The organism is Nostoc sp. DedQUE04 (genome assembly GCF_034530995.1).
Taxonomy (GTDB): Bacteria; Cyanobacteriota; Cyanobacteriia; order Cyanobacteriales; family Nostocaceae; genus Nostoc.
Genome location: NZ_JAVRCA010000009.1, coordinates 197,528 through 208,806, shown reverse-complemented (window position 1 = coordinate 208,806; position 11,279 = coordinate 197,528). Strand labels below are relative to the sequence as shown.

The window sequence follows — 11,279 nt, the reverse complement described above, 5'->3', positions numbered from 1 at the left end:
AACTCATCCGTATTATCTCGTAATCTTTTTCAAAAATCAAATAGGATTCCTATATGTTGTAGCGTCCTGTTAAGACAGCAATGAACCACAGTTCATCAAAAGTCAGGATAATTACTTATGCTTCACATCTTGTCTAATCTGTCAATGCATAAGTTCTAATTTGGATTTTTTATAAAGATTGCGTGAAATTACTAGTTATCGTGATAAAGCATTACAAGAATTGCTTTATAAATCAACCTATGAGTAAATATCAACTCAGGAAGCAAGCATACATTAACCACTATTTATCTAGCTGATAAGTAGCGGTTGAAAAATGAGTTTTTGCTGTTTGATTTAAACCATGCCGTGTAGCATTCTGCGAATCAATATCAAAAGGACACAAATATGACTAGAATTGCCACAAAAATAGCCTTGTCTGTTCTAGGAACAGCAGGAATTAGTTTTTTGTCTTCGACACCAGCAAGAGCCGTCATTTTTGTAGAACCCATTGTGACGACTAAAAATCAAGAGGTACTCGATATCAAAAAACCAAGAACCCTTACAGGGTTTCTACCAGGGGAAGTAATAGAATATGGTGTTCCAGATGTAGCTAATAACTTTGTAAATGCTACCGGATACGATATAAATAGCTTGGTCTTTGATTTAAAAACGCTGTCCTATACTAATCCGAATTCTACTCCACCATTTGATAATGAACCAGTCGAGTGGGGAGATGTTAATGGAGATGGGAAGATTGGTTCCTCTGTTAACTCCGATCTTAAGGATGTTTTTAAAGACATTACTATCAAGGGTAGTACTATCACTTTTAGTGGTGGCGTAATCCCTAATGGAAGCCTATTTTACAATCCATTCGCTAGCCTACCTAATCTAGCGCCAGGTGCTGGAATCATTCCACCAATTCCAGCAGATCAAGAAGATAAAGACGGGCCCATCAGAGTGGCTTCTTATTACACCGCTGTTCCTGAATCAACTAACGTTTTGGGCGTACTAGTTTTTGGCGCTTTAGGTGTAGCTTTAAGATTAAAGCGATCGCTCTGTTAAGAGGACTGGGGGGGCAGGGAGCAGGGGAGCAGGGGAAGCAGGGGAGCAGGGGAAGCAGAGGGGCAGGGGAGCAGAGGGGCAGGGGAAGCAGGGGCAGAAGAACTATTGATTGTTGCCCAATGCCCAATGCCCAATGCCCAATGCCCAATGCCCCTGCCCTCATTCTGTAATTAACTCACGATACACTGTCATAGTTTCCTGATGGACGCGGGCAACACTCAGCCTGTCTAAGTTTTTCTTTGCCCGCTGTTTCCACTCTTGCAGCATCTCGGCATTACTCAGTAATTGCACTAAAACCCCAGCTAAAGCATGACTATCTTTTGCTGGCACTAAAAGACCTGCTCGCCCGTTGTCTAAAGCTTCAGGAATCCCGTCTACCTGAGTGCCGACGATCGCAGTTCCAGTTTCTCTAGCTTCCGAAAGCACCAAAGGGCACGGGTCACGGTGAGAAGCCAGCACAAATATATCACAAGATATTAGATAGCGTTGAGGTTCTGGTTGGAAGCCTTCAAAATGAATGCGTTCTTTTACAGAAGTTGCTTGTGCCTGTGCCTCAAATAGCTGTTTATCAGGGCCATTTCCTACCAAATAAAGATGGGCTTGGGGAAAATCTGAGGCAATTTGTTCAAAGGCAGCAATTAACTCAGCAATTCCCTTGCGTTGATACATCCCAGCGACAGTGGCGATCGCTGGATGCTGTAATGGTAAAGGTTGATAATCTTGTATTTGTCTAGTGCGAGGACTGCCTAAAGTGCCATTACATACCACTCGCAACTTATGTTCTGGAATACCACGCCTAATCATAGAATCACATACAGCCTGACTGACAGCAATTACTCTGTCAGCTAAACCCATCAGCAAGCTAGCACGCTGAAATTCATTGTGGACTGTAGAAACTAAAGCATATTTGCGTCCCTTAAAAATGCGTGCTAATATTACCCCCGTCATCATGTGAGCATGAACAATATCCGGCTGAAATTCAGCTGCGATCGCTCGGTAACGTATAGCTGCTTTAATCGTATTTAGCGGTTTCCTGTTTTGGTCTAAGTGGTAATGTTTGACACCACAAATATCTAGTAAAGCCTCGTATTCTCCACCAGCAGAAACAACCGCGACTTCATAACCAGATTTTGCCTGTAGACAAGCCAGATCCACAGCCACATTCACAATACCGTTACCTATTTCTTGAATGTGGTTCAAAATATGTATGATTCGCATAATCTTTGAGACGTGTATAAAAAATAAAGATAAGTAACTGAATAGAAATCAACATAATTATTGAGGTCTTCAGCGACAACTAAAAAGTAGTCAGTAGTGCGTAAAATTGACCACTTTCTACTGATTAAGAGCGCTTCTAACCAGTTACTTAGCTTAAAGACTTATTCAGTAACGGCTCAATAAATCGGGGTAAAACTCCAAAATTCTGAAGGCTGAATCTGCTATTTAAAGTTGCTATAACCTTATTTTCTATTTCTTAATACTCTGGTATCGAACTCTAGTACACCACAGCAGATTATATAAATTCCATTTCACACAGCAGTCAAAACAGAGAATAAAAAACTGGCAGCAATCCCGTAAGTGATGGCTACCTACTATTTGCCCAATCGGGTATTTCTACACAAGTTAATTATAATTACGGTAAGAGTGATTACACTACCACATTGGCAACTTTGAAGAATTTCACAGCTACCGATCTGGTAATTGGTAGTAACGTCCTCATCTAGTACTGAGAGTTCGACTGGGCGCTCATGGGCAAGTCCACCAGTGGCACAGAATCTAATTCTAAATTTTGAAGACTGGCGCTTTTATTCTGGGCATTTTGCCAAACATCATAGTACAACTCAATCAATACAAGTTTACGAACCTGAGAATTGTTTCCCTGAGAGCGGCGTGATAAAATAGCAGTTAGCAAAAACTTCCAAGACCGAGGAGAAAGTATAGATGGATCTATCATGGAAAGAAAACTCTTGAGATTTTTTTGTTTCAGTGCAACTAAAATCCAATGGAGTCTTAGGTAATTTTTTATATCCTGAAAGACAGGAATCTTTGAGCGATGTTGCTCATTTACCAAAGCGTAAATTTTTTCCTTCATTAAAATATTTGTCGCCAACCGCCGAGACAAAGAAAACTTCTGATTATACGCACCCGGCCAAATAGTGCGGTAAGCAAGACACTGATTGAAGAAAATAGCATCGCCAAACCGAGCAATCCGAATCCAGGAATCGATGTCATCACAGTTAGCATCGAGTGTGGAGTCCCAACCACCACTTTGTAGAAAAGCATCACGTCGACAAGCTACTTGTACAGGTGTGCCAAAGGGTACAAGCTCTAAAAGCATCCCATAGTGAATATCGGCTTGGGGGATATAAAAAGCTAAACCGGGGCCAACTTGGGGGGTGCGAGAGAGTTCAACTTGATTGCCATCCACCTGAGCCGCCACACAAGAGCAGATTACAGCATCGGGACGAAGTGCGATCGCCTTTGCCATCTCTTCTATGCAGTTGGGCGCTAAATAGTCATCATCATCTAAAAACTTAATCCAGTCGCCGCTAGCTTTGGCAACTCCAGCATTTACCGTTGCTGCATGACCAAGGTTTACTTCGTTACGATGGTAAACAACCTTATCCCCTAAGCTTTTGAGATAGGTTTGGGTGTCATCATCAGAACAATCGTCAGCAACAACTACCTCGCACTCGATTGTTTGGTTACGAGCCGAATCAATTGCTCTTTTCAGCAAATTCAAGCGATTATAGGTACTGATGACGATGCTAAATTTCATAAATTTTTCCTTTGTAGTACGGCATTCTGCAATATAGCTTCGATCTTTAAGCTGTTGTATCAGTACAATTATCAATCCTAACAAGTAGACTGAAATAGGATTATCGATTTATCATTGATGATCGTGAGTTTTTTTAAGCAGACAGAAAGACTATGAACGCTCAAGAGATTATCCGCTCCATTGAAGCGGAACAGATAAAATCGAATGTGCCCGACATTTATGTGGGCGACACTGTAAAAGTGGGAGTAAAAATCAAGGAAGGCGAAAAATACCGCGTGCAACCCTATGAGGGAGTTGTGATTGCCAAGCGCAACGGCGGCATCAACGAAACTATTACAGTTCGTAAGGTTTTTCAAGGCGTGGGCGTTGAGCGGGTATTTCTGTTGCATTCTCCCCGGATTGACAGCATTAAGGTGTTACGTCGCGGTAAAGTCCGCCGTGCTAAACTGTATTATCTCCGCGATCGCGTAGGTAAAGCAACCCGAATCAAGCAACGGTTTGACCGCCCTTTGTGATTCGGACTGCAAAAGAAAAGGAATGGGAGAAATCTCAAGCTGCAAGCGGCATCTGCCGCTGACTTGTTTTAAGGGCAAAATTAAGGTATGATATAAATCGCATATTGCGTTAAACTGAAATTTAGTTCAGCGCAATCACTGAATAAAAAACAGCTTGTGCGCTCTTAGTTCAGTTGGTAGAACGCAGGTCTCCAAAACCTGATGTCGGGGGTTCAAGTCCTCCAGGGCGCGCTCAAGAGCAAAAAAACAAAGCCCGAAATAATTACGCAACTGCTAATATAGCAGTTAGCGCTAATAATTTCGGGTAAACTTATTGTAATTGCAGTTGTTTTACTGACAGTAAGTGAAATAGAGTCGAAACTGCAAAACCTAGATGACAATTAAACAGGATCTAGTATAAGAAACGGGAGATAAACGGTCGTGGCCAAAAAAAGTGAAGCAGAATTGCCAGAAACAGCAAATGGGTTTAGCTTTGGCAACTTCATACAGGGAACCAAAGAAGAGCTTGAAAAAGTAGTTTGGCCCAGTCGGAAACAGATAGTGAGCGAATCCGCCGCTGTGTTGTTAATGGTGGCACTTTCCGCATCTTTGATATACTTGGTCGATGGATTGTTTGCTTGGGCAGCAAAACAGGTGTTCTAATGAGTTTTGCAACAGATGAACCACGCAACTCAATGTTGCAGTCAGAAGAAACAGCAGAAGCAGAAGCAGCAGAAGCAGCGTCAAAAGAAGCACGCTGGTATGCAGTACAAGTAGCTTCAGGCTGTGAAAAGCGTGTAAAGACTAACTTAGAGCAACGCATTCAAACTTTTGATGTCGCTGACAAAATTATCCAGGTAGAAATTCCGCAGACGCCAGCGGTGAAAATCCGCAAAGATGGGAGTCGCCAGCATACAGAAGAAAAAGTTTTTCCTGGTTATGTGCTGGTACGAATGATGATGGATGATGATACTTGGCAGGTGGTACGCAACACCTCTCACGTAATTAACTTTGTCGGTTCAGAACAAAAACGTGGTAGCAGCAAGGGTCGCGGTCATGTCAACCCCATACCACTGAGTTCTTCAGAAGTTGAACGTATATTCAAACAAACCAGCGAACAAGAAGCTGTTGTCAAAATTGACATGGCTACTGGTGATAAGATAATGGTGCTTTCTGGTCCATTTAAAGACTTTGAAGGCGAGGTAATTGAAGTCTCTCCAGAACGGAGTAAACTTAAAGCCTTGCTCTCAATTTTCGGCAGGGATACACCAGTAGAATTGGAATTTAATCAGGTAGAGAAACAGAGTTAAATACAAATGGCGAAGAAAGTAGTGGCGGTCATTAAACTGGCCCTGAATGCTGGAAAAGCCAACCCAGCACCGCCAGTTGGTCCCGCCTTGGGTCAACATGGTGTCAACATCATGATGTTTTGTAAAGAGTACAACGCCAAAACAGCAGACCAAGCTGGAATGGTGATACCTGTAGAAATTTCGGTTTTTGAAGACCGGAGTTTTACATTCGTACTCAAAACGCCACCCGCATCAGTACTGATTCGGAAGGCGGCGAAAGTTGAAAAAGGCTCAAATGAACCCAACAAAAAGAAAGTTGGGTCAATAACCAAAGCACAATTGCAAGAAATAGCCCAAACCAAACTCCCCGACCTCAATGCCAACGATATCGACGCGGCAATGAAGATTGTGGCAGGAACGGCTAAAAATATGGGTGTAACAGTTACGGATTAGTCATTGGTCATTGGTCATTAGTCATTAGAAAAAATCAACAAATCACAAATGACAAAGGACAAATGACAAAAGACAAATAACTAAAAATTATCGGGGGAGAGGCGAGGCTTCGGAATTACCCCAGGAGAACAAATGCCAAAAATATCGCGTCGTTTGCAGGGTCTGCAAGCAAAAGTAGAAGAAAAAGATTATCAACCCCTAGAGGCTTTAGCCCTTCTTAAAGACACAGCAACAGCTAAATTTACCGAAGCTGCTGAAGCGCATATCCGGTTGGGAATTGACCCCAAGTATACAGACCAACAGTTGCGGACAACGGTAGCACTGCCTAAAGGTACAGGACAAATCGTCCGCGTGGCGGTGATAGCCAGAGGAGAAAAGGTCAACGAAGCAAGCAACGCTGGTGCTGATATAGTTGGATCGGAAGAACTGATTGACGAAATCCAGAAAGGTAGAATGGATTTTGACAAGCTGATTGCCACGCCCGATGTGATGCCACAGGTGGCAAAGCTGGGTAAGTTGCTTGGGCCGCGTGGTTTGATGCCATCGCCCAAGGGTGGAACCGTAACATTTGATATCGGAAGTGCGATCGCAGAATTCAAAGCAGGTAAATTAGAATTCCGGGCCGATCGAACTGGTATTGTCCATGTTATGTTTGGTAAGACAACCTTCTCGCCTGAAGATTTGTTAGTCAACCTGAAGGCATTGCAGGAGACAATTGACCGTAACCGTCCTTCAGGAGCTAAAGGCCGTTATTGGCGCACATTTTATGTGTCAGCCACAATGGGGCCATCAATTAAAGTTGATATCAGTGCCCTAAGAGATTTGAAACTGAGCCAAGCAAGTTAATTTTTAGTCATTAGTCATTTGTAAAGGCAAAGGACAAATGACAAAGGACAAATGACAAAATTAAATAAGCAAAGCCGGAGACAGCAGGTGCTAACAGCTTAAATATCCTGCCGAGGTTAAAACTCTAATTGTCAGAATTACCACCCATAAAGGTGTGATAACTATGGCATCACGAGTCTTACTACTCAACCCCGGCTAAGTTAGCCGGGGTTTGTTGTTTGGATTCAGGTTGAGAAAAAACACACAACTAGGGCACTTCCCCGATTGTTTTAAGGAGGTGAGATTGGAATGGGTAGAACAGTAGAAGATAAAAAAGAAATAGTTGCTGACCTCAAAGAAACTTTGAGTGAGTCAACTCTGGCACTGGTAATTGACTATCAGGGGCTAACAGTTTCGGAAATCACAGACTTACGGCGGCGGTTACGTCCCAGTGGCACTGTTTGTAAGGTGACGAAAAACACTTTAATGGGCATTGCTATCAAAGACGATGAAAAATGGCAGCCTTTATCGGAATTGCTCAATGGTTCTTCTGCCTTTTTGCTGGTAAAAGATGATTTTTCATCGGCAATTAAGGCATACCAAGAATTCCAAAAAGTCACCAAGAAGACAGAACTTCGCGGTGGTGTACTGGAAGGTCGCCTACTCAAAGAACCTGATGTCAAGGTACTAGGAGACTTGCCATCTAAGGAACAACTCATCGCCCAAATTGCTGGGGCTATCAATTCCTTGGCTACCAAGATTGCTGTGGGTATCAACGAAGTTCCTGGTTCCCTGGCTCGTGCTTTACAGGCTGTGGCCGACCAAGAACAAAGTGGTGGTAGTACTGAAACTGCTGCTGTACAAGATAGCGGCACCGAAAGCACTGCTGAAGGTGATAGTAGCACTGAAACTGCTGCTGAATAGACTTCGTGGTTCATCAGTCAAAAGTCAAAAGTCTATAGTTAAAGACTAATGACCCATGACAAATAAATAATCAAAATTACAGGAGTTATATCAATGTCTGCTACAACCGATAACATTTTAGAACAACTAAAAACCCTTTCTTTGCTGGAAGCTTCTGAATTAGTCAAGCAAATTGAAGAAGCTTTTGGTGTAAGTGCTGCTGCACCTGTTGGCGTAGCGTTTGCAGGCCCTGGTGCTGCTGCTGCTCCTGCTGAAGAAGCTGTTGAGCAAACTGAGTTTGAAGTCATTCTCGAATCAGTCCCAGCTGATAAGAAGATTGCCGTACTGAAGATTGTCCGCGAATTGACCGGTTTGGGTCTGAAAGAAGCTAAAGATTTGGTGGAAGCTGCGCCTAAGGCAGTTAAAGAAGGTATTGCTAAGGATGCTGCCGAAGATGCTAAGAAGCGCATCGAAGAAGCTGGCGGTAAGGTGACTGTTAAGTAGTCACAATTCTATTACCAGTTTTTTAATTAAGGAGCCTAACTTAGGCTCCTTTTTTTATCGTAGAATCTTATGTTGCAGATAAAATAGTATTAAGTATTATAGCGCTAATTTGTTGTTAAAAAAGCAAGGGTTAGATTAAGTTGGGTTGATTTGCTTTCTTACCCATTGACGAAATGCCCTAAGCGTTGGGCTTCTACCTAAAGTTCGGCTTTGTTCGACAAACCGGGGAATTTCTTCAACAGTGGGCAAGTTGGGAAAAATAGAACTAATTTCAGACTCAATGTATTTGCCATCCTGAAGAATATTAATTTGTAGCTTGCCATTTTCATATCGCCACAGTTCAGGAACTCCTAATGCTTCGTAAGCATCCAGTTGAGTTTTGGAAGTAACATCAACTTCAATTGCAAGGTCAGGTGGCGGGTCAACCCTCAAGTCTATTCGCTCTTTACCAATCATTTGAGCATGATTTTGAATGTAGAAAGAGTCATCAGGCTCTACACCAAAAGCCATATCTTCACGTTTGAAAGTGGTTGAGCCAAATGTTTCACAGTCAATTTCTAACTCTTCCAAAAGAATTTTTACCAAATCTCCAATGATGATTTTGGCTTTCTCATGCTTTGGTAATGGCATTCTCATCTCCAGAGTTCCCTGGCTGTAAGCCAATCGAGTGGTTCGATGGTCGCCAAGTTCTTCTAAAATCGCCTCAAATTCTTGCCAGCTAATATCGTGGAGTATTACTCTATGTCCCGGCGGAACACTTAATTGTCGTAATTGAAGTGTTACCATTATTTATCATTACCTGATTTATCTTGAAGAAAAGTTTTAATACAATCAGCTAATTGTTGCTTCTCTTGATAAACAGAACTATAAACCTGAGTTAGAGGTATTATTTCATCTGAGTTTAATACAAAAATAACTCGATAAAGCCAGCCACTTTCTTCTCCTTCTATGCGTTCTAGTTTTACATCTTTAATCTCATTTAATGAATGCTGAATAACTTCCTTTCCTAATTTACCGAACCATTGATATCGGTTTATCGTCATAGTATTAGTTTCTTTATCAAATTTACAATTTGTAACTTTTCCCAATGTTATGATTAATAACGCTAATAAACCGAAGAATATTGTAATTTTAAAACCTGCATAGACTCCATCACTGTCATTCTGTAAAACTGATAAAGTCTTTTCTGAAGGATTTTCTATAAAATATTTTATAGACTCAGCTATTGAGTACAATTTGTCAAGTTTATGGTTTTTTGTATAAGAGCTTAAATTTTTAAAAGGAATATTGCCTAAATCAGTAGATAGGAATAATTGATAAGTTTTAGTGATTTCTCGATGGCTATTTTCATTATCAATAGCTTCAATTTTAACTGAGTTAAGTTCCGAAAAGACTTCTGTTCTCACTTGATTATCGAACAAGCCAATTTCCAGTAATTCGCATTGGAATGTATATTTTTCTTGATTGAAAAACGATGCGTTTTGGAATAAACGGCTACAGTTTAGTTTAGTAATGGGTGCAAGCATCAAAGTAGCTAATAAGAAAAGTAATGTAATTCCAACCATAATTATTCCTATGCTCTGCGATAACTTAGGTTGAATTTTAAATACTAATTTAGATGAAGTATGTTCTGAAAACATAATGGATTTCCGAATAATAAAAGACAAAAAAAATCCACCGTTAAAATAATCAAGAGAAATAACTCATAGCCTAGTTCTTGATAAAAGTTGCTATTTTGCATGACTAACGTTGTAAAAAAGGGGAATGCTTCCCAGTGGATGTAAGTTAAGCAAAAATTATTTACCAAACCATTGACACGATAAGAAAATTTTAGGGCTTTGAGATTCCTGTTTATGGCTGGATCATAATAGGTACTGCGCCTTTTTCAGAACCAATAATTACCAGCTTAGAATTATTAGATTGAGCTAGCTTTTCTGTGGCTTCAATCGCTCGTAATTGCAGCACTTGGTTGCTAAGTCCATTTGAGAGAATTTTTTGGGAATCAGCTATACCTCGCGCTTCAATCAGCTTTCGTTCTGCCTCTTGACGCTCTTTCTCTAAAACAAATTTCATCTGCTGATTTTCTTGCTCTGTCTTCAGTTTATTTTGAATTGCAGCTTGTAGAGAATCAGGCATTTTGATGTTTCGTAAAAGAGCTTCCTCAACGATGAAACCCAAAGCTGGTATCTCTTGGGTGAGTTGCTGGTCAATTTTTTGGGCGATTTCTTGGCGTTTGGTAGAGTAAATAGCATTGGCTGGGTAGTTTGCCGTGATGGCGCGGACAGTAGAGCGGAATCTGGAAATCACCAGTTGTGTTTCATCAGTTCCAATTGTTTTATATACTGTAGCTGCCTTTTGTGGATCGAGCTTGTACTGAAGACTGACATCAAGATTTAGGCTCAAACCTTCTTGGGATGTTGCATCTACATTTTCCTTTATATCCTTAAGGCGAGTAGAAAAATTCAGCACCTTGCTAAAGGGGTTAAGCAAGTGGACACCAGGATTAAGAGTAGTTTCGGAAACCTCACCAAAGAAATTGACGACACCGACATTACCAGGTGGGACAATCACCAAAAGCCTAGAAAAAGAATTTAGTACTGCAATGCTGCCAATCAATATCATAATTGTGCGTATTACTAAACGCGACCTTTCATCAGATATCCTATCTGTATTGAGATAGACGAGAATTGCAATTAGGCTAGTTACAAGAGATACTATAAAGCCCATGAGTTTTTTCTGTGTAGTTAAGACGAATATGCTTAATCACATAATTCCCAAATGCTTTTATGAAATTCATATCATTTCACACAAGTTAGAGGTTTATGAATTCTTTTATAGATTGAAAAAGATTCCCGACTTTTCTCAGAAGTCAGGAATCTTAGCTTTGAAGCGATGCCTATGGCGGGCATACGCTACTTTACAATTAATTCAAAATCAAAAATTATACCAATTCAATTAATGATTGCAACACATCTTTGGGTAAAGACGCGA

At 41.0% G+C, this 11,279-nt stretch carries 13 protein-coding genes, 1 tRNA gene and 1 other annotated feature; of the genes, 9 read left to right on the top strand and 5 right to left on the bottom strand.

All coding sequences use genetic code 11. The features are described 5' to 3' along the window. Positions 1 to 384 precede the first annotated feature (384 nt). Positions 385 to 1,041 carry a hypothetical protein gene (locus RM049_RS09065; RefSeq protein WP_322703948.1) on the top strand — a complete coding sequence of 219 codons (657 nt, stop codon included), beginning with the start codon at positions 385 to 387 and terminating at the stop codon, positions 1,039 to 1,041. Between the two features lie 159 nt (positions 1,042 to 1,200). On the opposite strand, the gene RM049_RS09060 is transcribed toward RM049_RS09065, so the two are convergent. Next, positions 1,201 to 2,259 carry a glycosyltransferase family 4 protein gene (locus RM049_RS09060; protein WP_322703947.1) on the bottom strand — a complete coding sequence of 353 codons (1,059 nt, stop codon included), beginning with the start codon at positions 2,257 to 2,259 and terminating at the stop codon, positions 1,201 to 1,203. A gap of 502 nt (positions 2,260 to 2,761) precedes the next feature. Beyond that, entirely contained in the window at positions 2,762 to 3,820 is a 1,059-nt protein-coding gene (locus tag RM049_RS09055) for a glycosyltransferase family 2 protein (protein WP_322703946.1), read from the bottom strand. A gap of 152 nt (positions 3,821 to 3,972) precedes the next feature. Here RM049_RS09055 and rplS point away from each other — a divergent pair, with 152 nt between their 5' ends. The 8 genes from rplS to rplL all read left to right on the top strand — a co-directional run bounded on the left by rplS (position 3,973) and on the right by rplL (position 8,288). Beyond that, positions 3,973 to 4,335: a 50S ribosomal protein L19 gene (gene rplS / locus RM049_RS09050; RefSeq protein ID WP_322671078.1), complete on the top strand. Its 363-nt coding sequence runs from the start codon at positions 3,973 to 3,975 to the stop codon at positions 4,333 to 4,335. Between the two features lie 158 nt (positions 4,336 to 4,493). Further along, positions 4,494 to 4,566 (top strand) — tRNA-Trp (locus RM049_RS09045). A gap of 189 nt (positions 4,567 to 4,755) precedes the next feature. Next, a complete protein-coding gene (gene secE, locus RM049_RS09040; protein ID WP_322671077.1) occupies positions 4,756 to 4,977 on the top strand; it encodes a preprotein translocase subunit SecE in 222 nt (73 codons plus the stop codon). Next, positions 4,977 to 5,624 (top strand): transcription termination/antitermination protein NusG, encoded by a 648-nt coding sequence (gene nusG, locus RM049_RS09035; protein ID WP_322671076.1) that lies wholly within the window; start codon positions 4,977 to 4,979, stop codon positions 5,622 to 5,624. Before secE ends, nusG begins: the two co-directional genes overlap by 1 nt. A gap of 6 nt (positions 5,625 to 5,630) precedes the next feature. Continuing rightward, a complete protein-coding gene (gene rplK, locus RM049_RS09030) occupies positions 5,631 to 6,056 on the top strand; it encodes a 50S ribosomal protein L11 (protein WP_094348918.1) in 426 nt (141 codons plus the stop codon). Between the two features lie 132 nt (positions 6,057 to 6,188). Then, on the top strand, positions 6,189 to 6,902 hold the full coding sequence (rplA, locus tag RM049_RS09025) for a 50S ribosomal protein L1 (protein WP_322671075.1): 714 nt from the start codon (positions 6,189 to 6,191) through the stop codon (positions 6,900 to 6,902). A gap of 56 nt (positions 6,903 to 6,958) precedes the next feature. Continuing rightward, positions 6,959 to 7,127, top strand: a sequence feature (ribosomal protein L10 leader region). A 63-nt stretch (positions 7,128 to 7,190) separates the two neighbouring features. Then, complete coding sequence (gene rplJ, locus RM049_RS09020) at positions 7,191 to 7,805, top strand: 50S ribosomal protein L10 (RefSeq protein WP_322686263.1); 615 nt, start codon at positions 7,191 to 7,193, stop codon at positions 7,803 to 7,805. Between the two features lie 93 nt (positions 7,806 to 7,898). Then, positions 7,899 to 8,288: a 50S ribosomal protein L7/L12 gene (gene rplL / locus RM049_RS09015; RefSeq protein ID WP_322703945.1), complete on the top strand. Its 390-nt coding sequence runs from the start codon at positions 7,899 to 7,901 to the stop codon at positions 8,286 to 8,288. Positions 8,289 to 8,423: 135 nt separating this feature from the next. On the opposite strand, the gene RM049_RS09010 is transcribed toward rplL, so the two are convergent. The 3 genes from RM049_RS09010 to RM049_RS09000 all read right to left on the bottom strand — a co-directional run bounded on the left by RM049_RS09010 (position 8,424) and on the right by RM049_RS09000 (position 11,015). Next, the gene (locus tag RM049_RS09010; protein ID WP_322703944.1) at positions 8,424 to 9,074 is read right to left on the bottom strand and encodes a Uma2 family endonuclease; all 651 of its coding nucleotides are present in this window, start codon (positions 9,072 to 9,074) and stop codon (positions 8,424 to 8,426) included. Beyond that, positions 9,074 to 9,928, bottom strand: a complete 855-nt coding sequence (locus RM049_RS09005) for a transmembrane domain-containing protein (protein WP_322703943.1) — start codon at positions 9,926 to 9,928, stop codon at positions 9,074 to 9,076. Before RM049_RS09005 ends, RM049_RS09010 begins: the two co-directional genes overlap by 1 nt. 211 nt (positions 9,929 to 10,139) lie before the next feature. Beyond that, positions 10,140 to 11,015 carry a prohibitin family protein gene (locus RM049_RS09000; protein ID WP_322703942.1) on the bottom strand — a complete coding sequence of 292 codons (876 nt, stop codon included), beginning with the start codon at positions 11,013 to 11,015 and terminating at the stop codon, positions 10,140 to 10,142. Between the last annotated feature and the right edge of the window lie 264 nt (positions 11,016 to 11,279).